Source organism: Chitinophaga eiseniae (assembly GCF_900167135.1).
Classification (GTDB): Bacteria; Bacteroidota; Bacteroidia; order Chitinophagales; family Chitinophagaceae; genus Chitinophaga; species Chitinophaga eiseniae.
Genome location: NZ_FUWZ01000002.1, coordinates 1,014,880 through 1,040,766 on the forward strand (window position 1 = coordinate 1,014,880; position 25,887 = coordinate 1,040,766).

The following is a 25,887-nucleotide window of genomic DNA, read 5'->3' on the forward strand; positions in this document are numbered from 1 at the left end:
ATAGTGGTTTAAATAAATGTAAGCATATTCCGGTACCCCACCAACTCAGGCACGCAAAAGGGATAAGTGGGCAAAGCGTGCTAAGGAGCGGAGATCAGCGCGGAGTTTCACGCAAAGACGCTAAGCAGCAAAGGCGCTAAGGACATAAAAGAGAGCGAAGAAAACCATCTAATTTTGTGTTCTCTTCGCTCTGTTATATTTTTCTTAAATCTTATTTGATCTTAATTGACCTTATTCGATCTTAATTGATCTTACTCGATCTTAATTGATCTTATTTGACCTCAATTGCTCTCATATTAATCTCAATTAATCTTATTTGATCATAATGAGCTTAGCGTCTTTGCTGCTTAGCGCCTTTGCGTGAAACTCCGCGCTGATCTCCGCTCCTTAGCGCGCTTTGCTTACTTAGCGCTCTTTGCGGGACTAGCTGCCTTGTTTCAACTTCTCTGCGTTCTCCGCAAACTGCAGCGCATCTACCATGTCCTTGATCTCCCCGTTCATGAAAGCGTCGAGGTTGTATACGGTCATGCCTATACGATGATCTGTAACACGGCCCTGCGGATAGTTATAGGTACGGATTTTTGCGGACCGGTCGCCGGTAGACACGAGGCTCTTACGCTGGGAGGCGATGGCATCTTCGTGTTTGCGGACCGCGGCTTCATAAATGCGGGTACGCAGCATCTTCATGGCAATCTCGCGGTTGGAGTGCTGGCTGCGGCCTTCCTGGCATTCTACTACCACGCCTGTAGGGATGTGGGTAAGCCTTACTGCGGACTCGGTTTTGTTTACGTGCTGGCCACCAGCGCCGGAGGAACGGAAAGTATCCATTTTAATGTCCGCTTCGCGCACATCCACGTCCACCTCTTCGGCTTCGGGCAGCACGGCCACGGTAGCAGCGGACGTGTGCACACGGCCGGCAGCTTCTGTGGCAGGTACACGCTGTACGCGGTGCACGCCGGATTCAAATTTCAGGGTACCATATACGTCATCTCCGCTGACTTCTATCACCACCTCCTTGAAGCCGCCGGCGGAACCGGGGGTCTCGTTCAGCAGGTTGGTGCTCCAGCCTTTGGTTTCACAGAAACGCAGGTACATGCGCATCAGGTCGCCGGCGAAGAGGCTGGCCTCATCACCACCGGTACCGGCGCGTATTTCAAGGATGGCATTTTTTTCATCCTGGGGGTCTTTGGGGATCAGCAGGTTGCGGATCAGTTCTTCCTGTTCCTGCTTCTGCTCCTGCAGCGCTTCCGTTTCTGCTTTGGCCAGTTCGCGCATCTCTTCGTCGCCACTGTCCAGCACTTCCTTGTTGAAGGCAATATTGTCCAGCAGCTTCCGGTAGGCATCATATGCCTTCACGATCTTCTCCAGCTGCCGGTATTCCTTGCTAAGCTGGCCAAATTTTTTGTTGTCGCTTACCACTTCCGGGTTGGTCAGTGCCAGCGCCACCTGTTCAAAACGGCCTTTTATCGCTTCGAGTTTGTCTATCATAATTATCTTTGACTTTTGAGTGTCCCTCCCGGAAAGGCGGCAGGTGATACTACTAATCGGGTTGCAAAATTAACACCATTCATTTAATTAAATATCAGGTTGTTGAAACAGATCAAATTAAAAGGGAAAGATATATTCGACGGCCAGCAATTTCTGGGGCCCGGCCATGTGCTGGTTTTGGACGAAAATGGCGTAGTGACGGGCATTGTAGCGGACAATACCGCCGGCAGCGATGTCCGGGAACTGGACGGCATCCTCTGTCCCGGATTTGTTAATACCCACTGTCACCTCGAACTTTCGCATATGAAAGGGGTGATACCTGAAAAAACCGGGCTGCCCGCCTTCCTCACCCGTGTGATGGAAAACCGCAACAGCGGACATGATCAGGCTACCGCCATTGCGGCGGCGGAACAGGCCATGTGGGACGCAGGGACCGCCGCGGTAGGGGATATCTGCAACAGTCCCGCTACAATACCGCAAAAGCGCCATCAGCGCCTCTACTATCATACTTTTGTGGAATGTATGGGCGTAGCGGAAGGCAGTGCGGCCGCCCGCTATCAATACAGCCTCGAGGTACTCCAGGCCTTCCGGGAGATACCCGGCCACAGCGCCTCTATTGTACCACATGCTCCCTATTCTGTCAGCAGCGCACTTTTCGGACTACTGGCCCAAACCCCGCATAACACACCTGTGAGCATCCATAACCAGGAATGCGCCGCGGAAAATGAGTTGTACAACACCAACACGGGCGATTTCCTGGGGTTTTACGCCCACTTCGGCATGGATGCCGGCAGCTTCCGGCCCACAGGCACCAACAGCCTCGAGGCCTACCTGCCCCGTTTTGCCCGCAACAAAATCCTGCTGGTACATAATACCTATACTTCCGCCGCCGATATCCGGTTTGCCCTGCAACAATCCGTAGATACCTGGTGGTGCTTCTGCCCGCAGGCCAATTTGTATATTGAAGACCGGTTGCCCGATATCCCGCTGTTCCGCGAAGCAGGCTGTAATATTACCCTGGGTACCGACAGCCTGGCGTCTAACCACCAGCTGTCTGTCTGGGAAGAAATAAAGACCATACAGGCCAGTTACCCCGACATACCGCTGGAAGAGCTGCTGCGCTGGGGAACCAGCAACGGCGCCAGGGCCCTCGGCATCGAAAGCCGCTTCGGCAGCTTCAGGACCGGCATGCAGCCCGGCGTAGTGCTGATTGCTGACAACACCAAACGTATTATTTAGCATTAACCATATGAATGATTTCCTGAACCAGGTCATCCTGGACAACCCCGTAAGGGACTACCTCGTACTGATCGGGGTACTGCTCTTCGTGTCTTTTGTTAAACGCTTCGTATCCAAAGGGATGGCCGCCATCCTGTTCCGCCTCGTTCGCCGCTGGTCTCCCCAGATAGAGGAAAAAGACTTCGTCAGCCTTTTGCTACGGCCACTGGAATACTTCCTGTTACTGGTCACTTTTATGCTGACCATCGACCGGTTTACCTTCCCTGAAGTGCTCAACGTACACCTGTACAACAAAGCCACCCTGAAGGACCTCACCGACACCCTGCTGGCACTGGCTTTCAGCATGAGCATCATCTGGATCATGCTGCGGCTGATCGACTTCATCGCGCTGGTACTGGAAAAGAAGGCAGACCTCACGGAAGACAAAACAGACAACCAGTTTATCATCTTCTTCCGCGATTTCTTTAAAGCGATCGTCTTCATTATGGGGGCCATCGCTTTTATCAGGATACTTTTCGGCCCGTCGCTGGTAGAGAAGATCATCGCAGGCCTTGGTATCGGTGCGGCAGCCCTCGCCCTCGCCGCCAAAGAAAGCATCGAAAACCTCATCGGTTCTTTCATCATCTTCTTTGACAAACCCTTCCGTGTAGGCGACAGCGTAAAGGTAGACAGCTACCAGGGCACCGTGGAGAAGATAGGACTGCGCAGTACCCGTATCCGTACACTGGAAAAGACTTTTGTGACCGTCCCCAACAAAAAAATGGTGGACAGCATTCTGGACAACCTGTCGCTCCGTACGCAACAACGGGTGGCCATGCGCCTCGAGATAGGCTCAGAAGCGCCTGCCGACAAGATGCTGAAGGTGCTGGACGACATCCGCAGCCTGCTGAAAAACAATTCCAATGTATTGCCCGGCTTCACGGTAAACCTGAACGATTTCACGAAGGATACCTATGTCGTGCAGGTCATCTTCAATACCTACATCATCGACGGCGCCCAGTACGCGGCCCTGCGGGAAAACGTGAACCTCGCCATCATCCGGCTGCTGGCGGCCAACGAGGTGAAACTACCCACGACGTCTACCAACGTAACATTCAGCACATCAGACAGCTGATCATGGCATTAACAGCAAAAGGCCCGTTGGTATGGTACCAACGGGCCTTTTCTATACATTATCGCAGAACGGTTATTCTTTTTCTTTCCTGGAGCTGTTCAGCAGGATGCGGGACAGGTCTGCTTCCACAGATTCTTTCGGTGCGCCTACGATACGACCCACTTCGCTGCCATCGCGGTAAACGATCACGGTAGGCAGTTTTTTCACTTTATAGTCAGTAGGAGCGTCCGTCTGCATTTTCTGATCAGCGCCAAACATCAGCACCTGGTCTTCCGGGCTGCCGGCGGTGATCATCACTTTATACAGTTCAGGAACCACCTTACGGCTGGTTTCGTCCCAGGTGCCCATTACCACCACCAGGTTATAATTGGTGCGGTTGGACTTAATGTAGTTAAGCATATTATCGTTGGGCTGATAGCTGTTCACCCCCTTATAAAACCAATCGGTAGACTGGTCCTGCATCAGGGTTTTCATTTCAATTTTGCCTTTGATCACTTTATCGTTTCCATTCTGTGCCCAGGCCATTGTTGAAAAAAGCAGGCCGCCTCCCAGTAGTAATGTTTTCAAGCGCATAAACATGTTTTTATAATTGATCTTTCAGTTCGGTTAAAAAACCACGTACCTTAAGCAAAGCCTGTACCATTTCGAAATTTCGGGCTGCCAGCTTGAGATCTTCCTTCAGCTTTTGTTTGGCGCCTTCGATGGTATATTTTCTTTCCCGCAGCAGATGGTAGATCAGTTTGAGGTGCTGGATGTCTTCCTGACGGAACAGCCGGTCCCCTTTCCTGTTCTTTTTGGGTTGAAGAATATCGAATTCATTTTCCCAATAGCGTATCAGCGAAGTATTTACCCGGAACATGGCAGCTACCTCACTGATTGAATAATATTGCTTATCCAGCACTAATTTGTCCAACTCCATAATCAAGTCTGGGTCTTCCGATACCTCTTTCAATGATTTACGTCCCCGCTTTTTACCAGGCTGTCTGGGTACAGCTACGGCCTTCTTCACTTTTGCTTTTACAGAACCTCCCGCAGTCTCCGGTACCGGGTGGGGAGTTCCAGGTGTGGAAAAGAGGTCTAACTGTTGCATAATGGTAAAAAACGGTGAAAAATATTCTTTACGGGAATGAAGTTAAGCTTTTCATAGCAAGCTTACCGCTTTTATCCTCCGGAAAAATATCATTTACCTGTTGCAACGCATTAAAACCTAAGCACTAACGGCGACGGGCATTAGTCGAACGACTGGTTGCCGGACCGGGCCATCTTCAGCATGCGGTCAAATTGTTCGGGAGTGAGGTCATTAAAGAAGAAGTACACCGGGTCAACTTTCTCTCCGTTCTTAATGACTTCATAGTGGCAGTGGGGGCCGGTGGACTTACCGGTGCTGCCCACCCAGCCCAGTACATCGCCGCGTTTAACGGCCTGTCCGGTCTTCACCTTCATACGGAACATGTGGCCATATAATGTTTTATAGCCATATCCATGCCTTACGATCACGTGGTTGCCGTAGCCCACGTCGCTCAGGCTGGCCTCTTCCACCGTACCGTCGCCGGTAGCGTAGATAGGAGTGCCGCTGGGCGCCGCAAAGTCAAGCCCCGCATGATACTTCATGGTTTTATAGATCGGGTCGATACGGTATCCGAAACCGGAGGCGATGTGCTTCAGGTCTTTGTTGGCCACCGGCTGTATAGCCGGGATGGACGCCAGCATCTGTTGTTTGTTTTTTACCAGGTTATCGATCTCTTCGTATGATTTTTCCTGTGATTTAATGCGATTGGTCAGTTCTTTCAGCAGGATGCCGGTAGAAGCAATGATTTCGCTGCTGGCAAAGGATTGCAGCTGGGCAGCCTCCTCGTCGCGGTTGATTTTGCCTTCCCGCGCACTGTCCGGGATGGGAGAGGCCTCAAATATCACCCGGTAAATTTCATTATCACGCTCTTCCAGTTCGGCCAGCTTCCCCCTCATTTCCTTTACGCGGCCCTGCATGGCTTCATATTTTTCCTTCATCCCCTCCAGATCGCGGCGCAGCGACTTTTCCTTGGGGGAATCCACCACCCGGTAGGCCACAGACAGAAAGATCGCCCCGGTAACAATGGCAGCAGATACAAACCCGAGTATCCTCAGGATCTTCACCCGCAGCGATACTACGAGCTTCTCATATTTTAATGTTTGGGTGTTGTAAAAATATTTAACCTTCTTCATGCACCGGGTGTACTTTACGCTGGCTTACAGCAGTGAACGCTGTTTCAGCAGTTTTATTTCATGAGGTCCAAACAAGCGGATGGCCGTTTTTGCGTTATTTTCTGTCCACATTAACTTTTTTGCCGGGTAACACAACCTTTTTTGAATAATCATACAGGTTTCAATATTTTTGCACTCCCTGTAAACCGTCGGAAAATAAGGCGCACAAACCTAATGTAATTAGATTAAAACATCAACCTTTTGAATGTCAATTTTCTAACTACTTTATAATGGCTTGAAAAACAATACAAAAACGTTCGTTTTTCCCAGTTACATGGAAATAAAAATACATATTAACTCGCATCCATATTTATGACAGCATCTGAGATAAGACAGCAATTCCTGGATTTTTTTGCGTCGAAAGGACACCAGATCGTTCCTTCTGCCCCTATCGTGATCAAAAACGATCCCACCCTGATGTTCACCAACGCGGGCATGAACCAGTTTAAAGACTACTTTCTGGGAAATAAAACGCCTGCCCACACCCGGGTGGCGGACACGCAGAAATGTCTCCGGGTAAGCGGCAAACATAACGACCTGGAAGAAGTAGGTATCGACACCTATCACCACACCATGTTCGAAATGCTGGGCAACTGGAGCTTTGGCGACTATTTTAAGAAAGAAGCCATCGCCTGGAGCTGGGAGCTGCTGACAGAAGTCTATAACATCCCGAAAGACAAACTCTATGTCACTGTTTTTGAAGGAGATGCGAGCGAAAACCTGCCTAGAGACGAGGAAGCCTTTAACTTCTGGAAAGAACATATTTCCGAAGACCGCATCCTGCTGGGCAACAAAAAAGACAATTTCTGGGAAATGGGCGACACCGGTCCCTGTGGCCCCTGCTCCGAAATACACGTAGACTGCCGTCCTGACAACGAAAGACAGGCGATAGACGGTAAAACGCTGGTCAACGCGGACCACCCGCAGGTGATTGAAATATGGAACAACGTATTCATGCAGTTCAACCGCCTGAAGGACAAGTCTCTCGAACCATTGCCAGCCAAACACGTGGACACCGGCATGGGCTTCGAACGCCTGGTACGCGTACTACAGGGTAAAACCTCCAACTACGACACCGACGTGTTCATGGGCACCATCCATATCACCGAACAACTCACCGGTAAAAAATATGAAGGCACCGATAGTCGTAAAGACGTGGCTTTCCGCGTAATAGCGGACCACATCCGCGCCATCTCCTTCACCATCGCTGATGACCAGCTACCGTCCAACACCGGCGCCGGTTACGTGATCCGTCGCATTCTGCGCAGGGCCGTACGCTACTACTTCTCCTTCCTCGATGTAAAAAAACCACTCCTGCATGACCTTGTGCCGGTACTGGCCGCCCAGTTTTCCCACGTATTCCCCGAACTGCAACAGCAGGTGGAATTCGTGAAGAAGGTGGTATTTGAGGAAGAGAACAACTTCCTCCGCACCCTTGACAGCGGCATCCGCCGGATCGAAGACTTAATGCAGCAACAGACAGCCAGCAAAGTTGTTGATGGCCAGACCGCCTTCGAATTATACGACACCTACGGTTTCCCCTACGACCTCACCATGCTCATCGCCTCAGAAAACGGGTTCTCCGTAGACGAGCCGGGCTTCAAAGCCGCGATGCAGCAACAGAAAGACCGCTCCCGCGCCGCTACCGCCATAGATGCCGGCGACTGGGTAGTACTGGACGAAACACCCGATTCGGTATTCATCGGATACGAACAACTGGAAAGCACTACCAAACTGCTGAAATACCGTACCGTGAAGGCCAAAGGCAAAGAGCAGTTCCAGCTGGTACTGGGCCAGACTCCTTTCTACGCAGAAAGCGGCGGACAAGTAGGCGATACCGGTGTACTTCACTTCGGCGACGAGGCCATCCACGTGACCGACACCAAAAAAGAAAATAACCTGATTATTCACTTTGCTGATAAACTGCCGACCAATCCCGCCGCGAAAGTAAAAGCAACAGTGACTAAAGATAAGCGCCATAATACTGCGCGTCACCACTCCGCTACCCACCTGCTGCACGCCGCACTGCGTCAGGTACTGGGCACGCACGTGGCACAGAAAGGCTCGCTGGTGAACGCCGAAGCGCTGCGCTTCGACTTCTCCCACTTCGCCAAAGTAACCGACGAAGAGCTCGCGCAGATTGAAGCCCTCGTTAACGAAAAGATCCGCCAGAATATCCCGGTGGTGATCAAGGAGCTGCCGAAAGAAGAAGCCCTGCAACTGGGCGCCATGGCCCTCTTTGGTGAGAAATACGGCGACGTGGTGCGGGTAGTGATCATGGACCCGGCCTACAGCGTAGAGCTGTGCGGCGGTACCCACGTGGCCACCACCGGAGAACTGGGCCTGTTCAAGTTTGTGTCTGAAGGAGCGGTAGCTGCCGGCGTACGCCGCGTGGAAGCCGTTACCGGCGCTCTTGCGGAAGCCTTCGTGAACGAACAGCTGCAGCAACTCAAAGAGATTAGAAATACGCTGAAAAATCCGAAAGAACTGGTAAAAGCAGTGGAAACACTGGTACAGGACAAATCTTCCCTGGAAAAACAAGTGGAAGCCCTGGAACTGGAAAAAGTCCGCCAGCTCGCTGCCGGCCTGCGCGACCAGGTACAGGACATCAACGGCGTCAACTTCCTCGGACAGGTGGTGAACGTCAGCAATGCAGAAGGCCTGAAACAACTGGCCCTCCAGCTGAAAAACGACATCCCCAACCATGTACTGCTGTTTGCAGCCAATATCGGCGGCAAAGCCAGCGTAGCCCTCAGTATCGCAGAGGAACTGGTGACAGCCAAAGGATGGGAAGCGCCTAAAATCATCAAAGAAAAAGTAGCTCCGCTGATCAAAGGCGGCGGCGGTGGGCAGAAATCCTTTGCCACCGCAGGCGGCCAGGAAACAGACAAACTGGACCAGGTTGTGGCTGCTGTGAAAGCGATCCTCGGATAAATTCATTTTCCATATGAACAGGAAGGCTGACTCTTGGGGGTCAGCCTTTCTTTATTTAATACCTGCCCGCCGCGCAGTTCCCCCCGCCTTCAGCCCGGGGGCCCGGGCTGAAGGCAAAATTTTAACAATTCATCTGGTGACCGTCGTCACCTGATGAACAGTTTTAACTTTTTCTTACCTCTTACCCCCGTTAATTTTGTATCACTCAAAAATCAAACTGACATATGAAAAACGTACTCAGAAATTTTACCCTCGCAGGCTTTGGTTGCCTCATCGTGAGCGTGGCCGCCGCACAAAATCCGGGTGCTTCCTCCAAAGATAAAATGGGCGAGTATGATGAAATCGTCATTAAAAACAAAAGCAACAAAGGCGGTAAGGTAACCGTGGAAATCAAAGACGGCGACATCCTGGTCGATGGCAATAAGCTGGACCAGTACAACAATCCGGACATCTCCGTTTTCCGCCGCAAGATTACGCCGATAAACGGCAATAATTTCAGCTTCGGCGGTCCTTCCCGCGGTGACATCCAGCTCTTCAACAGTGATGGAGACGACGAAGGGGAAGCAATGCCTATCTCCGCCAATAAAGCCGTACTGGGCGTCATCACTGAAAAAACCACCGCTGTGGGCGCGACCGTGAAGTCCGTGGCCCCTGGCAGCCCTGCGGAGAAAGCCGGCCTGAAAGCAGGAGACGCCATCACAAAAATCAATAATAAAACTATCAACGAACCGAAAGAACTGTACGAAACTATCGGTAGTTTCAAACCCGGCGATAAAATAACGGTATCGTATACACGCGATAACAAACCAAACAAAGCCACCGTTACGCTGGACGAAAGAAAAGAAGACGCTTTCAGCGGCCTCTTTAATGCGCCCCGCAGAAGAAGCGAAATGTTCGCTTTCCCCATGCCCCGTGGCAGACAGGGATTTGGTGGTTTTGAAAGGGCCGATGACGGCGTAAAACTAGGCATACAGGTGCAGGACACCGATGACGGCGATGCTGCACAGGTGATCAATATGACGCCGGGGTCGCCCGCAGAAAAAGCAGGATTCAAGGTCAACGACCTGATCACCGAAATGGCCGGCAGCCCGGTAAAATCAGCCCACGACGTAGCGGAGATTTATCGTGGCAACCGCAACAAGGGGATAATAACGGCTACAGTTAAACGAAATGGTCAGACGCAGACCATCAGCATCAAGGTTCCAAAGAAGCTGCACACAGCAGATCTTTAAAATAAGTACTTTTTTCTTTTGGGTTTAATTATACAGGCGGGGAGGCTGACCATCACAGGTCAGTCTCTTCGTTCTTCTGCACTATTTCATGATCTTTTTCAGCAGTCCGAGTTTATTCTTAAACGGTGGATACTTTACCGGCACATCCAGCCAGGTAGCGGTTTTCAGCATTCCCTTGGCATGGGTGAACGTATCAAAACTATAACGGCCGTGGTACTGCCCCATACCACTGTAACCAGCGCCGCCGAAAGGCAGTTCCGGATTGGTAAGATGTACCAGCGCATTATTCACGCAGCCGCCGCCAAAGCGCACCTGTTCTATTAATGCTTTCTCTGTTTTTTTGCTTTTAGTGAAGACGTACAACGCCAACGGATAGGGGTTTTTCTTAATCGCCTGTATCGCCTGCGGCAGCGTCTCAAAGGTCAGCACCGGCAGCACCGGGCCGAAGATTTCCTCCTGCATCACCGGGTCGTCCCATTCCACCTCTTCCAGCAGGGTAGGGGCTATATACCGCTGCTCACGGTCAGTCTGACCGCCATGCAGCACCCGTCCTTCTTTCAGATAGGCCGCTACCGCATCAAAACGGCGGGTATTGATCATGCGGGCATAGTCCTGGCTGGCAGCGGGGTTTTCGCCGAAGAACTCCACAATAGCCTCTTTCAGGGCGGCCACCAGCGCTTCTTTTATTTTATGATGCACCAGCAGGTAATCCGGCGCTACGCAGGTTTGTCCGGCATTCCAGAACTTGGACCATACAATTCGTTTAGCCGCCACCTTTACATTTACCTTTTCATCCACCACGCAGGGTGATTTGCCTCCCAGCTCCAGCGTCACCGGCGTAAGATGCGGTACGGCCATCTCCATGATTTTTTTTCCCACAGGGATGCTGCCGGTAAAAAACACATGATCGAACCGGAACGCCATCAGGGCAGGGATCACGGTACCACCTTCGCCTTCCACCACACTGATATAGGCAGGTTCAAAGGTGTCTTTGATCAGGTCTGTGATAACCGTCGCCGTATGCGGCGCCAGTTCGGAAGGTTTCAGGATGGCGCAGTTGCCACCGGCGATGGCCCCTACCAGCGGGCTGAGTTGCAGCATAAAAGGATAATTCCAGGGCGCAATGATCAGCGTAAGCCCCAGCGGCTCACGATACACCCGGCTGCTGCTGGGATAAGTCACGAAGGGGGAAGTCACCACCTCCGGCTCCATCCACTGTTTCAGGTTGGCCGCTATATAGGCTATTTCTTCATACAGGAACCCGACTTCGCTGCTATATGCTTCCAGCGGGTGTTTATGGAGGTCCAGTTTCAATGCTTCGAGAATACGGGGCTCATAACGCTGAATAGCTTTTTTCAGCTTTTGCAACATCGCTTTTCTGAAGGCATAGGGGTGGGTCACTCCGGAATCGAAATAGTCGTGCTGGGCATTATACAGCTGACTGATCTGGGCATTGCTGATCATAGGGTGAAAATTTAACCTTTATCTGTCTCAAGTTAGGTATTTCCGGGCATGAAATAGGTCGGAAACCCAGCATTATTTGAATATATTTGCGATAATCAGTACGGATTATGAGCGATATCTACAGCAAATATGAAACAGTGATCGGGCTGGAAGTACATGCCCAGCTGCTTACAGAGAGCAAACTGTTCTGCAGCGACAGCGCGGCCTTTGGCGGGGCGCCCAACACCCATATCAGCGCCATTTCTCTGGCACATCCCGGCACGCTGCCCCGGATGAACCGCAAAGCAGCCGAATACGCCATCAAACTGGGCCTCGCCTGCCATTGTGAAATAGAAAAAGATAATTATTTCGCCCGTAAGAACTACTTCTATCCCGACCTGCCCAAAGGTTACCAGGTATCCCAGCATACCGCCCCCATCTGCAAAGGAGGGTATGTACCCGTGGTGACCGATGCCGGCAGCCGCCAGATTCAGCTCAACCGTATCCACCTGGAAGAAGACGCAGGCAAACTGCTGCACGACCAGGACCCGGCCAACAGCTATGTAGACTATAACCGCGCCGGCGTGCCGCTCGTGGAAATCGTGAGCGAGCCGGACATGCATACCAGCGACGAAGCCTACGCCTACCTGACCGAGCTGCGGCGGCTGGTACGCTACCTCGGCGTATGCGACGGTAATATGGAAGAAGGCAGTATGCGCTGCGACGCCAATATCTCTGTGCGCCTCAAAGGCGTTACCACCCTGGGGACCAAGGTAGAAGTGAAAAATATGAACTCTATCCGTAACGTGAAACGGGCCATCGATAACGAAGTAAAAAGGCAGATAGACCTGCTGGAAGCCGGCGGCACCCTGATACAGGAAACCCGCAGCTTCGACGCAGCTACCGGCAGCTCCTTCTCCCTGCGCTCCAAGGAGGAAGCCAACGACTACCGTTACTTCCCCGAGCCGGACCTGGCACCGTTCCATCTCACCGATGAATTTATTGCCGCCATCAAGGCCACCCTGCCCGCGCTGCCGGAAGAACTGATACTAAAATACACCACCAACTACGGCCTGCCGGAGTATGACGCCCGCGTGATCTGCGATGATAAAGGCACAGCCGACTACTTCGAAAGCCTGACCACCGTTACCACCCAATATAAAGCTGCCGCCAACTGGATGCTGGGCCCTGTAAAATCATGGCTTAACGAACATTCGGAAGATATCTCCCGGTTCCCGGTTACCCCGGCGGTCCTGGCAGCGCTGATCCATCTCACCGACAGCGGAAAGGTAAGCTTCTCCATCGCCTCCTCGAGGATATTACCGGAGATGATCACCGCTACCAACGAAGACCCGCTGGCCATCGCCACGCGGCTCAACCTCCTGCAGGACACCAACGCCGACAACATCAGCCCCATCATCGATGAGGTGCTCGCCAAATACCCGGATAAGGTAGCCGCTTTCCGCGGTGGCAAAAAAGGCCTGATGTCGCTGTTTGTAGGAGAAGTAATGAAACTGTCCAAAGGCAAGGCAGACCCCCGGCTCACCAACGAACTGCTGGCCGAAAAACTGAAAGGATAGCCGCTTTGAAGATATTTAGCTAATATTGACAGTTGAAAGGCTCAGAAAACGATAAAAAATCAGTAGCATGAAAAAATACTTATTGTGGATGTCCGTTGCAGCTTTCCTGGCCGGATGTGCCGGACAGCAGGAAAAAGGAGAGTTTAAAATCGAGGGACAATTCAGCAACCTCCCCCTCGGACCTGTAGTACTGGAAGAACTGACACTGGAAAACCTGAAAGTGGTGGACTCCACCAATGTAAAAGACGCCAGCGGTAAATTTACACTGAAAGGTATGGTGCCCGAACAAGGCCTCTACCGCATCCGTTTTGATAATGGCAAATTCGTTCTGCTGGCGCTCGACGCAGGAGACATGAAACTGACCGGCGATGCCAACGACCTCGAAACCATGAAGGTAACAGGTTCCGAAGCAACGGCCGAACTGCAGCAGTTCCTGCAGGACATCAGCAAGCAGTCTATCGCCCTGACAGAAGAAATGCGCAAGGTAGACAGCCTCCACAACGCCAAAGTGCCGGACAGCGTATTTCAGCCGCAGCTGGAAGCCATCCAGAAAAAAGAAAAAGAATTTGAACAGGGATTCTTTACCCTTGCTGAAAAAACAAAAAATCCGGCCAACGCCGTATTCGCTATCAGCCAGGTGAGAAACCCGGAAGAAATCATCGCCCATAAACAGGTGATCGCCGGTTTAACCACCCGCTTTCCCAAAAATACCCTGGTGAAAAGCATGACTGATAAAATTGCCGAACTGGAAAAAAACAACCAGTTAAGCGCAGGTGATGCAGCCGGTGGCGACGATGAAGCCGCAACCGCCGTTAAAGTAGGTATGGAAGCCCCTGATTTCACGCTCCCTGATCCTAACGGTAAAATGATCAGCCTGAAGTCCCTGCGCGGCAAATACGTGCTGCTCGATTTCTGGGCCAGCTGGTGTGGTCCCTGCCGCGAGGAAAACCCGAACGTAGTGAAAGCTTTCCAGCAGTTCAAAGGCAAAAACTTCACTGTCCTCGGTGTATCACTGGATAAAACCAAAGATCAGTGGCTGGCAGCTATCGCCAAAGACGGCCTTACCTGGAACCACGTCAGCGATCTGAAATTCTGGGACTCTTCCGTAGTACCACTGTACGGCATCAACGCCATCCCCACCAACTTCCTCCTCGATCCGCAAGGCAAAGTGATTGCCAGCGACCTCAGAGGCGAGGCACTGACCGCTAAACTGCGGGAGGTACTGAAGTAATATTTTCCCGATCATATTCATCAACGAAGAAGGCTGACCTGCAAAACAGGTCAGCCTTCTTCGCTTGAGCGTTCGTCAGGAAAACGAACCATTGCATAAAAAAGTCCCGGGAGGAATCCCGGGACACGTGTTAACTGAATATATGTTACTCATCATCTATTGCTATGGAGATGTTACTAGTACTCGGGATTTTGCTTCAGATTAGGATTGGAAGCAGTTTCAGTAGATGGGATAGGCCAGATGAAACGGAAGTCCGTATAGGAGATCGCGTTATAGCTGGCTTTCACCACCGGTCTGGTCACCACGTTATAATCACTGCCATCAGTTTTCAGATCGCTCTTCAGTACCTTAGCGGGAATACCTTTTGCAGAATACACCGGATCGAGCGCCAGGCGGTGAATATCCGGCCAGCGGCGTCCTTCACCGGCAAATTCAACACGGCGTTCGTTCAGGATAGCCAGCATCATATCTGCAGGAGGCGTGGTGATTCTGTTAGGGCTGGTAGCAGGCAGGGACCTGTTACGCACCGCATTGTACAGGGCAAAGGCCTGAGCGGTATTACCTGTACGGGCATACGCTTCCGCAGCATTCAGCAATACTTCTGCATAACGGATAATAGGCGCCCAATCGGACTTATTAAGGCCATCGCGGTATTTATAGCTGAAATAATAGTTATCCACCGGCTTGCCATCTTTGGTAGTCGTCTGTTTGATCTGCAGCAATGACCTGCGCAAGTCATCTTCCGCCCAGAATGCAGCGTTGTACAGATTAGGACTGGTGGCTACCAGGCCGCGGCCACCACTGGTGGAGGGCAGGAACATGGAAGGCAGCGCACCATTGGTATCACCATTGGCCAGCGCGCTGTTGGCGATAGAGAAAACGGACTCGCTGTTTTTATCGTTTTTGGTAAACGGTTCATCAGGACTGGAAGCGAGTGTATATCCGTTGACCGGGCTGTTAAAGGATGTTCCGGCAGCAGCGGTACCCAGTTTGGTACCCTCCGCAATAACGCCGGCATAATCACCTTTGTGCAGCTTGATCCTCATTTTCAGCGCTATCACGGCTCCTTTGGTAGCATGATTATACCCAAATTTCGTAGTACCGCTCAGGTTAGCTTCTGCAAAATCCAGGTCTGCCAGCAGCTGGGTGTATGCTTCCGCCACGGTACCCCTGCCTACTTTCAGCGCCTCGTCTATCTTCGAAACAGAGTTCATCGCAATGGTACGGTAGGGGATACCCACTTCACCACCATTTTTCGAAGCATACGGCCTGCAGAAGTGGATCAGCAACTCGTGATGAGCCAGCGCACGCAGGAAGCGGGCTTCAGACTCCAGCTGCAATGCTTTGCCGGAAGAAATAATACCGGTTGTTGCAGCAGCCTGTGCACCCTCGATGAATGTATTCGCCTGGTTGATCAGCGCATACAGGTTCACCCACATGTTCACATTGTTGGCGGAAGTGGTGGAATACTGGGATTTGTAAGTAATCTCATAAAATCCTTCGAGGTTGATCATATCCTCTCCTCTCATTTCTCCCTGCTCAATAGAGGCAGCACCGAAAGGATAACCGCGGGCGGCGGTATAACTATCGTTGTAGCTACCGATGGCAGCAGCGTTGTACACGCCGTTCAACGCCAGTTCCACCTGTGCGGAATCCTTAAACACGGTATTGTCCGCCAGCTGGTTCTTGGGTGTGAGTTCCGTAAATTTGCTGCAGGAAGACAAACCGGCTGCTATCATCAGTACTCCTGCTACCACCTTGGTAAGGTTTCCGTTATATTGATATCTCAATTTCTTTGTCATGATACTTAATTTTACAGTCCAACATTGATACCGATAGTGTAGGTACGCGGCATCGGGTTAGTGTTATAATCCAATCCCGGCTCCGTATTTACACGGGTACCGCTATAGGCATTCAGTTCGGGGTCCATACCGGAGTAGCTGGTGATCACAAAAGCGTTCTGCACCTGTGCAAACACCCGGATATTGCTCAGCCGGATGCTTTCCACGATACGCTTAGGCATGGTATAGCCCAGACCGATGTTCTGTGCACGGATAAATTTGCCGTCTTCCAGGAAACGGCTGGATACGTTGCCGTTCTGTAACACGAAGTTGTCGGAACCCTGATACAGTTTCGGTACATCGGTCACCTGGCCCGGCGTAGTCCATCTGTTGAGCAGTTCTCTGCCATTGTTCTGGAACTTCTGGTTGTTCAGTGCTTCCTGGCGGGTGATGTTATACACTTTGTTGCCACCGGCGAAAGACAGGAAGATGTTCAGGTCAAAACCTTTGTAAGCAAACGTATTGCTCAAACCACCGTAGTAGGTGGGCGTTGATCTGCCCAAAACACGTTTATCCGTTGCTGTTAGTGCTTCTGTTCTTTTGCTCATATCTTCCGGTTTGGACGGGTCATAAGCGTAGTAAGCGCTGGTTTTGAAATCGCCCTGAACAATGGAGCCGTTAGCTTTCCGCCACAGCGGATTACCATTGGCCGGATTCACACCCACCGACTCATAACCGTAGAAGCTGCCCACAGACTCTCCCACTCTGGTGATGTTATAAGCGTACACCATATCGGCATTGTTTACCAGGCCGGTGACTTCGTTTTTCACAAAGGAGATATTAAAACCGGTGGTCCAGGTAAAGTTTTCGCGTTGAATGTTGGTACTGTTCACGGAAAACTCAAAGCCTTTGTTATACATTTTACCTATGTTACGGTTGATAACATTGGGCTTTCCGGCGCCGGGGATACCCAGGGAAGGAGGGGTGGGAGCCGCCAGCACCATACCGTCAATATCATTTTTGAAGTACTCGGCAGTGATGTTGATCCTGTCTTTCAGCAGGCCCAGGTCCAAACCGATGTTGGTTTTTTTGCTGGTTTCGAAAGACAGTTCCGGATTGTACAGCTGGTTATAAGCCAGTGCCAGGTCGTTACCATACAGTACTGTTTTGTAAGTACCGGCATAAGGGTAAGATCCGATTTCCACGTTACCTACTTTAGCATAGCCACCTCTGATTTTCAGGTTGCTGATAAAGCGCAGTGCGTCGGAATTGCGGAAGAAGTTTTCCTGTGACAGTCTCCATCCTACGGAAACACCTGGCAGATCAGCGTTCTGATTACCCGGAGGCAGAGAAGAGATGGCATCACGACGGAAAGTACCAGACACGATGTAGCGGTCCAGGTAAGCATAGGTAGCTCTTACGAAGTAAGACTGGAAAGCACGTTCAATGATATCGCCGCCAATCGTTTGGGTACCCGCGCCGTTAGTGATCACGTTGTTCTGTCCGAAGAAAGCGCTGGTAAGGTTGGTGCCATTGGCAGAGAAGCTACGCTCTCTTGTTTTCTGATACTCGAGACCTGCTACTGCGTTGATGTTATGGTTACCCAGTTGTTTGTTGTAGGTGATGGTATTCACCCAGTTGTACCGGAAGCTGGGAATAGCCTGCTGAAACACGATACCTTTTGAGTTACGGCCATCTCCATGAACGGGGTTCCAGTATTGGAAGTCTTCACCGTTCAGCGCGTTCACGCCGATCTGTGTCCTGACATCCAGTCCTTTGATGATTTGTACATTGGCAAAGGCATTACCAGTCACGTTTAGGTTCTGGTTACGATAGATGTTGTGGTCTATGACGTACAGGATATTGGTATAGTTGTCGGTGATTTTTTCTGCATTGGCGCCGCTGCCCAGCACTTGTTTGTCCGCACTGAGGTTGTAGGTACCATCGTTCCATTTGGCTGGTACGTTGGGCAATGCGCGCAGTGCGTTGGTGATGTTACCGGAAAGGCCGGTAGTGCTGTTATTGAGACCGTTGTTGGTGATATGGGAGACATTGGCATTGATACCCACGGTGATCACGTCCAGCGCCTTTTGTTCCAGTTTGAAACGGGCCTGGTATTTACGCTGGCTGTTACCTACGGCAATACCATTCAACTCAGTATAACCCATGGAAACGTAATAGTTGGTTTGTTCATTGGCGCCGCTGAGAGACAGAGCGTGGTTATGCTGGAAGCCAGTACGGGTAACGATCTTCTGCCAGTCGGTATTGTAGTTGCCGCCAGCCGGATTAGGGGTAGGGAAAGCTACTGCAGGTTTACCTACGTTCGCATATTTTTCGTTAGCGATAGTCACAAATTCATCTGCATTCAGCAAATCGAACCGTTTGGAAGGTGTTGCTGCGGCAAACCAGTTGTCGTAGGTGATCCTGGCTCTTCCGAGTTTACCTCTCTTGGTAGTGATGAGGATAACGCCATTGGCGGCACGGGAACCATAGATAGCTGTTGCGGCGCCATCTTTCAGTACTTCCATGCTTTCAATGTCGTTGGGGTTAATATCACCCAGCGGGTTGTTAGGCGTAACGCCACTTTGGTTGCCGGTGATATAGGGCACACCGTCGATCACATACAGCGGGTCAGCGCTGCTGGTCAGTGAGTTGGTACCGCGGATACGGACACGGGCGGCCTGGCCGAGGATGCCGCTGGGCACCGCTACCTGCACACCTGCCACCTGGCCCGCCAGCTGACGGTCCACGCTGGAATTGGCCTGGTTGGTCAATGCAGCTCCTTTAATACTGGATACTGCAGCGGTCAGATTTTTCCTTTCCACGGTTCCATAACCTACGACCACTACTTCATTCAGGCCTTTTTCATCCCTTGCCAGCTTTACGTCTACATTGTTTTTACCGGCAATGCTCACCTGCTGGGTAGCATAGCCTACAAAAGAAAGTTCCAGCGCAGCAACTTTTCCTTCTACTTTTAACTGGAATTCACCGGAAGCGTTTGTAACTGTTCCGTTAGTACTACTAACAATTCGTACGGTAACACCCGGCAAAGGCGCGCCATCCTTTGCATCGGTCACTTTACCGGAGATTGTTCGTGTTTGCGCCAACGCCTGTAACGCGCTGAGAGCCACAAACAGCCAGAGAAGCAATCCTTTCTTCATAAGCGATTTTGATTTGAGAAAATGTAACTGATAACAAAAGTTTGGGCATGGAAGTGCCGATAAGCACCAATGCACTTATAAAAAAATATTAACGCAAACGAGATCCTATACGCAGCTATCGCTGCGTTTTGATAACAACAAAACGACTAGCCGGAAAAATTTTCCGCAGAAAATAAAATTCAGATTAAATAAGCAAAACCAATTTTAAGTTGACACGATGTCCGTCACACCTACGACGGTATATTTTTATTTACCCCCTATGCAAATACCAAGAAAACTTAATACTACAGCGGCGTTGACGGCGTGTATATCAACAGGAAAAGTGAAGAAAAAGCTGGTCAGGCATTTTCTCATAAGCATTTACCGAAAACCAATTTTTATTACAGATTTAGATTTCAATTTCACGTCTCAGATTCTGGTTCACATGATCATTGTTTATGATCAGGGGCCAAATATAGTAAAAGCTACCAATAAACAAGTAGCACATTTGTGTTATGAAAAATTTAAAATAGGACATAAAAAAAACAGGCTGACCGGGAATGATCAGCCTGTTTTTTATGAAAAAAGGATCATTCGATTATTCATCCCACCATACTGGTTTCAGGATATCGCTGGTCACAACAACATTCTTGTTGTACAGACGCTCATTCTGGTCGGTAGGAAGACGACGCGGAATAGCTGGTTTATTCAGCACGTTGTCCGGGTTGGGGGTAATTGCCGGGAAGCCCGTACGACGCCAGTCATTATATGTTTCGATCTGAGCGAACATGGCAACATACTTCTGGTTCATGATTTTTGCTTTCGTGATGGTAGCAGCGGTTTCGCTGGCGTAAGCTGTCACGAAAGCGGCAGGAGCAGGGCTACCGGTTGCGTTCTGCACATGGGTAAGTACAGCAGTGTTGTAAGCCTGGGCAGCCTCCTGTGTTTTACCAAGGAGGAAGTTAGCTTCTGCTTTAATAAACAATGCTTCTACATACCCTGCGAATGTGATAGGAGCCGTCTTACCTGCCATGTAAGTTCCAAGTTCGGAAGCATTCAGGTTCTGAGAACCCGGGGCAGCACCTACATAACCAGCAGACGTTGATTCAGCGTACACCGGAAGACGGGGGTCGCTGCTGGCTTTCATCACATCGACCAGATACTTGCCCATTCTGAGAAGAGGGGCACGGTCCAGGCTAAACTGATACCACTGATTGTACTCGTTGCTGGACTCTCCATAGGTTGCCCGCAGGTCGCCGGCGTTAGTCACATGGGTCAATGCATCCAGCGCTTTGGTAGCGGCATCATTAGCGTTCTTTTTGGTAAGGTGGATAGCATATCTCGCCTTCAGTATGTAAGCGGTATTCAACCATTTGTCCAGGTCTCCCTGAAAGAAGACGTCGTTGGTACCTACTTTACGGACATCTTCTTTGGACCTGTCTTTCAGTAAAACGATGGCCTCATCCAGCAAAGACTGGATTTGGGTATAGATGTCTTTTTGTGCGTCATACTTCGGTGAAAAGTTGCCGGTAATATGTCCCATACCGCCTTCCTGGCCGGGAACATCACCCCACAGGTCTGTAGCAACCCCCAGGCCCATTGCTTTTACAACGAGCGCCATCGCTTTGTTATGCGGGTTGCCTTCGCTATACTGAGCAACGATGTCGTTACAAGGCTGAACGACGTTATTGTAGATATTATTCCAGTCATTGGTGGCATCGCCTTCTTTCATATCATACATGTCGATGGCCAGCATCTGTTCAGCGGTACCGCCCAGCTGTTGAGTCAATATTGCAGCTGTACGTGCAGGTGTTCCTGCATATACCGACATCAGTCCCAACTCAGCACTGGACAACACCAGTGGGCCGGTGGCATTGACAGGGTTGTTCGGGGAAACTTCATACCCCTCAACAAACTTACTGCAGGAAGTAGAAAGCATGATGCAAGGCAATGCGAGTGCTATTATTATCTTTTTCATTATCTCGTTATTAGTATTACCAAATATTAGTATCGCCAGGTCTTATTTTTTATAAGCCCAGTTTCACACCTATAGCGTAGGTTTTGGTACCTGGGTTATTAAAATAATCGAATCCGGTCAGGTTAGAACCTGCACCTGTCAGGCTGGTTTCAGGATCTACACCAGGATATTTGGTAGACAACCACAGGTTACGGCCGGTACCGATCAGCTCAACAAAACGAATGATTTTCTGGTTTTTGAAATTCCAGCGGTAAGACAGTGATACTTCTCTCAAACGTACCCAGGAGCCATCATACACAGCATTCTCCGTTGCAGAGCCTGCGCCATCGCCCAGGTAAGATTTGAAATATTTCTCTGCTGTGATGGCCTGTGTATTGGGTACCAGTTTACCGGTACCATCATCGGTCACGCCAGGAATAACATAAGTTCTCTCCCTGTCAGCAGATTCTTCAGACCTGCCTAACTGGTGCATTCTGGCAATGGTACCATTCCAGATCTTACCACCTTCGCGGATATCGAAAAGTACACCCAGTGTAATGCCTTTATAGTTGAAAGTAGATCTTGCACCTGCTGTCCAGTCAGGGAACGGATTACCGATGTTACCATTTTTAGCTTCAACAAGCGGCAGACCATTGGCGCCGATAATCAGCTCACCTTTATCAGTACGTTTCCATTTGGAAGCATAGAGGGCGCCATAAGGCTGACCAACGATCGCAAAGGAACCAATAGCAGTGAAGGCAGGTTCAACGTCGATTTCAGAAACACCTTCACCCAGTTCCAATACTTCGTTTTTATTTCTGGTAAAGTTGATGTTAACATTCCAGTTGAAGTCTTTGGAACGAACCACATCACCAGACACCGCGATTTCCCATCCTTTATTCACCATAGAACCGGTGTTATCCAACATTTTCTGGAATCCGGAAGAACCGGCCAGTGGTCTTAACACCAGCAGGTCAGAGGTTTTCTTGTTATAATAGGTCGCTTCGATATTCAGACGGGCGTCAAAGAATCTCAGGTCTAAACCGATTTCTTTTTCCACAGCCGTCTGCGCTTTCAGGTTCGGGTTACCGAAGATGTTGTTTAACAGGAAACCATTCTGCTTCTGGAAGGGGAAGGAGTTACCATCCGTGAAACCGTCAGCAAAGAAAGGTTTTACATAATAAGTAAGGGATGAATACGGAGAAGGAGGCAGGCCACCACGGGCAATAGCCCCTCTCAGTTTACCGTAGGTCAGGATGTTGTTCTTCGGCAGTACATCTGTAAATATGAAGGAAGCATTTACAGAAGGATAAAAGAAGTTATTTTTTACTTTACCGAAAGTGGAAGCCCACTCGTTACGACCGGTAGTACCTACAAAAACAATGTTTTTGTAGCCAAACTGTACGTCATAGAAGAACGCGGAGGAACGCTGGAAAGTAGTGCTTTCGTCAGAATACAGCGTAGAAGCATTACCCAGGTTATTGTAATTCGGGATAGAAAGGTCTGTACCACGACCATACAGCGACTGTAAGTTCGTTTGGGTTACGTTTCCACCAATGTTGGCAGTAACAGAGTATTTCTCATTAAACTCTTTATGACCGCTCAGGATCAGGTCAGAGTAATATTGTCTGCTTCTGATGGTGTTTTCTTCCAGCATACCACTGGGGTTACCATTAGAACCAATGGCATAGATCTGTTTCCTTCCGTCAGTATACACGTCAGCACCCAGTTTATAGGTAGCTTTTAACCAGTTGTTGATTTCGTAGTTGGCGCCGATGTTTCCTACGAAACGGTCTACTTTATCCCTGAACGGGTTATTTTCTGCTGTCCAGTAGGGGTTGTCGTAGTTGTTAACGAAGTTTCTGCTGGAGCCATCTGCATTAAGATAATCTTTCAGATCAAAGCTGGCTGGAGTTCTCAGCAGCGGCAACATGATACCTGAAGTATTGCTACCATTCTGTGCTTTGGTACCTTCCGTAGCGGCATAGCTCATAGAGGCATTCATAGACAGGCGCTGTGTAACTTTTGTATCGAAGTTAGCGCGAACAGATGTACGGTAGAAGTTCGTATTGGGAACTATACCTTTCTGGTCTGCGCGGCTCAGGGAGATACGATAAGTAGATACCTCGTTACCACCTGTGGCAGACACGTTGTGGGTATAGTTAGTACCTGTCTGAAAGAAGTTTTTAGTGTTGTTGTGAACCTTAACACCGCTCAGGGAGCTGATTTTCGGGCCCCAGCTTTCAACTACCGGATTTGTATTATCCAGGAAGTTAGGCAGATAAACAGGCACACCATTTTTAATGGAACCCTGCGCATAGATATCCTGTTCCTTAGGGAGCTGGCTTACTTTATCGAAGCCGGCGTTAAAGTCGTAAGTCACATGTACGGAGCCGGCCTTACCTCTTTTGGTAGTATAGATAATGGCGCCGTTACCTGCGCGGGCGCCGTACAGCGCTGCTGCAGACGGGCCTTTCAGGATGGTCACGGAAGCGATATCATCCGGGTTGATATCCAATGCACGGTTAGAGTTGTTTACACCCTGCAGGTTGGCATTATACGGATAAGTCTGTGATACAGTGGAATTAGTGGAGTTATCGATAGGTACACCATCAATAACGATCAACGGCTGGTTGTTGCCCGTGAAGGTAGAGTTACCACGGATCAGAATTTTAGAAGAAGCCCCTGGAGTACCACCGGAGCCAATTACCTGAACACCGGCAGCTTTGGAAGACAGCGACTCGATGATGTTGTTTTCACCGGCCCGTACGATGTCTTCACCTTTTACGGTTTGTACGTTATACCCCAGACTCTTCTTTTCCCTGGTGATGCCCAGCGCGGTTACCACCACTTCGTTGAGCTGCTTTTTATCCTCTTCCAGTGCAATATCCACCACACTCTGATCAGCTACTACTACTTCCTGGGAGGTATAACCAATAAAGGAAAAAACCAGGGTAGTGCCTGGTGCTACCTGAAGCTTGTAGGTACCGGTTGGTCCGGTAGAAGTACCAGTACCTTTACCTTTAACGGCAACGGAAACTCCCGGGATCGGAGAATTGCCCTTACCATCTCTTACTGTACCTGTAATCGTTCGCGTCTGTGCAGATACATGCAAGACGCCAATGGCCATGAGCAGCCACAAGAGTAATCCTCTTTTCATAAGCAATTTAGATTTGATAAATATTTCAGTTAACCTAAAACACTGGGTCGTTGTCGTTGGATTACTAGGTGCTTAAATTCATTCCGGGAAAAATGCAGGGCATATCCTCTTTGGGCGAACTACACCATATTTGGAATCAGGTGCATCCATTCACAGCATAGGATTCGAACGCATCAAACATAAGCAAAGCCTGTAAATAACGGGTTACAACATCACACTATTCAGATTTTGATTTTTGGTCAATTGTTAATTTTTGTTTAAAAACGGACACAAGATATAAAAACAAAAAAATCTTTTCTACTATGCTAAGGTAATATTTTTAACAAATTGCTATGATTCTAAATAATTCTTGATAAGTTAGCCTATCGACACAGCCATAAAAAGACGCGCCACCCTTGCGGGTGGCGCGTCTTTTAGTATCCGTTATCCAACCCGTCAGGGTTTGGATAAAATAGTTTCATTATTTCCAAAACTACCCTCGTCCACTTCCGTTGTTACATTGAATACAATCGTGGTATCACAGGGGTTGATCGTTCCGGTACCTGACACTGTCAGGTTATGATATCCCTGGAAGAGATCTGCAATTTTCTGCTTGGGAATGGTGAACTGATAACCGGCCCTGCTGAAATTGGCCTTCATGACCACTCCTGCCATATCCGCCCAGCCAGTGAAGGTAAACACGGTACTATCTGCATTAACAGCTACCGTTACCGGATACTCTACTTCTGTTACCCCCGGATCATTCACGGTCATACCACCCAGGTAAGTCTTTACGGTCAGCGGACATACCTTGGTGTAGGTCAGCAGCCTGATCAGCCCGGCGGAACCCAGCACGTCTGCCCCATAAGGAGGAATGTACTGTTTCTTACCATTTGATAAAGTAACCGTATCGCCAAAACCATGGATCTGTGTTCCGTCGTTCATGGTAAAATTAGTCGTTACTTCAAAGTAGTCTCCCGGTGTAAGTCCGTTGGCGGAAAGCCCGAACAGCTGCATCAGTTGGGTACCGGTGAGGGATACCACAGCCGGCAAAGAAGTGATGCCGCCCTGTGCTACCTTCACATTGTTGTACCTGCCATTCATAGCTACCACCACATCCGTGGTTTTGGGCTGGTCCCCGGTAGGGAAATACAGCGCTACATTAAACGCAGTTTTAAAATCAGGCAGGTTATCTGACTGAATCAGCAGGTCCTTGGTGTTGTCCTGCGTAAGCTGCGGCACCTGGCGCTTCGAAACGCCATCCGGTAGTTTGGGGTTGTCATTCTTCCGGCATGCATAAAAAACCGTTATTCCAACCGCCAACATGATTATATAGATGATCTTATTCTTCATACTTACTTTTTTGTA

Annotated in this window: 16 protein-coding genes; 6 read left to right on the top strand and 10 right to left on the bottom strand. The window is 49.8% G+C overall.

The window, feature by feature from the left end; genetic code table 11:
• Positions 1–423 precede the first annotated feature (423 nt).
• Complete coding sequence (gene prfA, locus B5D63_RS13755; protein ID WP_078669360.1) at positions 424–1,488, bottom strand: peptide chain release factor 1; 1,065 nt, start codon at positions 1,486–1,488, stop codon at positions 424–426.
• A gap of 102 nt (positions 1,489–1,590) precedes the next feature.
• On the opposite strand from prfA, the gene B5D63_RS13760 reads away from it, so the two are divergent.
• Positions 1,591–2,727 (top strand): amidohydrolase family protein, encoded by a 1,137-nt coding sequence (locus tag B5D63_RS13760; RefSeq protein WP_159456019.1) that lies wholly within the window; start codon positions 1,591–1,593, stop codon positions 2,725–2,727.
• Between the two features lie 10 nt (positions 2,728–2,737).
• Entirely contained in the window at positions 2,738–3,841 is a 1,104-nt protein-coding gene (locus B5D63_RS13765) for a mechanosensitive ion channel family protein (RefSeq protein WP_078669362.1), read from the top strand.
• A gap of 72 nt (positions 3,842–3,913) precedes the next feature.
• Here B5D63_RS13765 and B5D63_RS13770 read toward each other — a convergent pair whose 3' ends face one another.
• The 3 genes from B5D63_RS13770 to B5D63_RS13780 form a co-directional block, all read right to left on the bottom strand.
• Positions 3,914–4,414: a thioredoxin family protein gene (locus B5D63_RS13770; RefSeq protein WP_159456020.1), complete on the bottom strand. Its 501-nt coding sequence runs from the start codon at positions 4,412–4,414 to the stop codon at positions 3,914–3,916.
• A 10-nt stretch (positions 4,415–4,424) separates the two neighbouring features.
• On the bottom strand, positions 4,425–4,931 hold the full coding sequence (locus B5D63_RS13775) for a MerR family transcriptional regulator (protein WP_235021536.1): 507 nt from the start codon (positions 4,929–4,931) through the stop codon (positions 4,425–4,427).
• A gap of 140 nt (positions 4,932–5,071) precedes the next feature.
• The gene (locus B5D63_RS13780) at positions 5,072–6,043 is read right to left on the bottom strand and encodes a M23 family metallopeptidase (RefSeq protein ID WP_078669364.1); all 972 of its coding nucleotides are present in this window, start codon (positions 6,041–6,043) and stop codon (positions 5,072–5,074) included.
• Positions 6,044–6,394: 351 nt separating this feature from the next.
• Between B5D63_RS13780 and alaS the strand changes: the two genes are divergently transcribed.
• Together alaS and B5D63_RS13790 are read left to right on the top strand one after the other, a co-directional pair.
• A complete protein-coding gene (alaS, locus tag B5D63_RS13785; protein WP_078669365.1) occupies positions 6,395–9,016 on the top strand; it encodes an alanine--tRNA ligase in 2,622 nt (873 codons plus the stop codon).
• A gap of 224 nt (positions 9,017–9,240) precedes the next feature.
• The gene (locus B5D63_RS13790; protein ID WP_078669366.1) at positions 9,241–10,248 is read left to right on the top strand and encodes a PDZ domain-containing protein; all 1,008 of its coding nucleotides are present in this window, start codon (positions 9,241–9,243) and stop codon (positions 10,246–10,248) included.
• A gap of 81 nt (positions 10,249–10,329) precedes the next feature.
• Here the strand turns inward: B5D63_RS13790 and B5D63_RS13795 are convergent, their stop codons facing one another.
• Positions 10,330–11,712, bottom strand: a complete 1,383-nt coding sequence (locus B5D63_RS13795; protein WP_078669367.1) for an aldehyde dehydrogenase — start codon at positions 11,710–11,712, stop codon at positions 10,330–10,332.
• A 107-nt stretch (positions 11,713–11,819) separates the two neighbouring features.
• Between B5D63_RS13795 and gatB the strand changes: the two genes are divergently transcribed.
• A complete protein-coding gene (gene gatB, locus B5D63_RS13800; protein ID WP_078669368.1) occupies positions 11,820–13,271 on the top strand; it encodes an Asp-tRNA(Asn)/Glu-tRNA(Gln) amidotransferase subunit GatB in 1,452 nt (483 codons plus the stop codon).
• A 67-nt stretch (positions 13,272–13,338) separates the two neighbouring features.
• On the top strand, positions 13,339–14,502 hold the full coding sequence (locus B5D63_RS13805; protein WP_078669369.1) for a TlpA disulfide reductase family protein: 1,164 nt from the start codon (positions 13,339–13,341) through the stop codon (positions 14,500–14,502).
• 176 nt (positions 14,503–14,678) lie between these two features.
• Here B5D63_RS13805 and B5D63_RS13810 read toward each other — a convergent pair whose 3' ends face one another.
• The 5 genes from B5D63_RS13810 to B5D63_RS13830 all read right to left on the bottom strand — a co-directional run bounded on the left by B5D63_RS13810 (position 14,679) and on the right by B5D63_RS13830 (position 25,872).
• The gene (locus B5D63_RS13810) at positions 14,679–16,304 is read right to left on the bottom strand and encodes a RagB/SusD family nutrient uptake outer membrane protein (protein ID WP_200817004.1); all 1,626 of its coding nucleotides are present in this window, start codon (positions 16,302–16,304) and stop codon (positions 14,679–14,681) included.
• Between the two features lie 11 nt (positions 16,305–16,315).
• Positions 16,316–19,444 carry a SusC/RagA family TonB-linked outer membrane protein gene (locus tag B5D63_RS13815; protein WP_078669370.1) on the bottom strand — a complete coding sequence of 1,043 codons (3,129 nt, stop codon included), beginning with the start codon at positions 19,442–19,444 and terminating at the stop codon, positions 16,316–16,318.
• 577 nt (positions 19,445–20,021) lie between these two features.
• Positions 20,022–21,401 carry a SusD/RagB family nutrient-binding outer membrane lipoprotein gene (locus tag B5D63_RS13820; protein WP_078669371.1) on the bottom strand — a complete coding sequence of 460 codons (1,380 nt, stop codon included), beginning with the start codon at positions 21,399–21,401 and terminating at the stop codon, positions 20,022–20,024.
• A gap of 49 nt (positions 21,402–21,450) precedes the next feature.
• The gene (locus B5D63_RS13825) at positions 21,451–24,540 is read right to left on the bottom strand and encodes a SusC/RagA family TonB-linked outer membrane protein (protein WP_078669372.1); all 3,090 of its coding nucleotides are present in this window, start codon (positions 24,538–24,540) and stop codon (positions 21,451–21,453) included.
• 435 nt (positions 24,541–24,975) lie between these two features.
• On the bottom strand, positions 24,976–25,872 hold the full coding sequence (locus tag B5D63_RS13830; protein WP_078669373.1) for a hypothetical protein: 897 nt from the start codon (positions 25,870–25,872) through the stop codon (positions 24,976–24,978).
• Positions 25,873–25,887 lie beyond the last annotated feature (15 nt).

Excerpts from the sequence above, each read along its gene's own strand:
- prfA (WP_078669360.1), bottom strand. The coding sequence starts at position 1,488 with ATGATAGACAAACTCGAAGCGATAAAAGGCCGTTTTGAACAGGTGGCG.
- B5D63_RS13765 (WP_078669362.1), top strand. The coding sequence starts at position 2,738 with ATGAATGATTTCCTGAACCAGGTCATCCTGGACAACCCCGTAAGGGAC.
- B5D63_RS13770 (WP_159456020.1), bottom strand. The coding sequence starts at position 4,414 with ATGCGCTTGAAAACATTACTACTGGGAGGCGGCCTGCTTTTTTCAACA.
- B5D63_RS13775 (WP_235021536.1), bottom strand. The coding sequence starts at position 4,931 with ATGCAACAGTTAGACCTCTTTTCCACACCTGGAACTCCCCACCCGGTA.
- B5D63_RS13780 (WP_078669364.1), bottom strand. The coding sequence starts at position 6,043 with ATGAAGAAGGTTAAATATTTTTACAACACCCAAACATTAAAATATGAG.
- alaS (WP_078669365.1), top strand. The coding sequence starts at position 6,395 with ATGACAGCATCTGAGATAAGACAGCAATTCCTGGATTTTTTTGCGTCG.
- B5D63_RS13790 (WP_078669366.1), top strand. The coding sequence starts at position 9,241 with ATGAAAAACGTACTCAGAAATTTTACCCTCGCAGGCTTTGGTTGCCTC.
- B5D63_RS13795 (WP_078669367.1), bottom strand. The coding sequence starts at position 11,712 with ATGATCAGCAATGCCCAGATCAGTCAGCTGTATAATGCCCAGCACGAC.
- gatB (WP_078669368.1), top strand. The coding sequence starts at position 11,820 with ATGAGCGATATCTACAGCAAATATGAAACAGTGATCGGGCTGGAAGTA.
- B5D63_RS13805 (WP_078669369.1), top strand. The coding sequence starts at position 13,339 with ATGAAAAAATACTTATTGTGGATGTCCGTTGCAGCTTTCCTGGCCGGA.
- B5D63_RS13810 (WP_200817004.1), bottom strand. The coding sequence starts at position 16,304 with ATGACAAAGAAATTGAGATATCAATATAACGGAAACCTTACCAAGGTG.
- B5D63_RS13815 (WP_078669370.1), bottom strand. The coding sequence starts at position 19,444 with ATGAAGAAAGGATTGCTTCTCTGGCTGTTTGTGGCTCTCAGCGCGTTA.
- B5D63_RS13820 (WP_078669371.1), bottom strand. The coding sequence starts at position 21,401 with ATGAAAAAGATAATAATAGCACTCGCATTGCCTTGCATCATGCTTTCT.
- B5D63_RS13825 (WP_078669372.1), bottom strand. The coding sequence starts at position 24,540 with ATGAAAAGAGGATTACTCTTGTGGCTGCTCATGGCCATTGGCGTCTTG.
- B5D63_RS13830 (WP_078669373.1), bottom strand. The coding sequence starts at position 25,872 with ATGAAGAATAAGATCATCTATATAATCATGTTGGCGGTTGGAATAACG.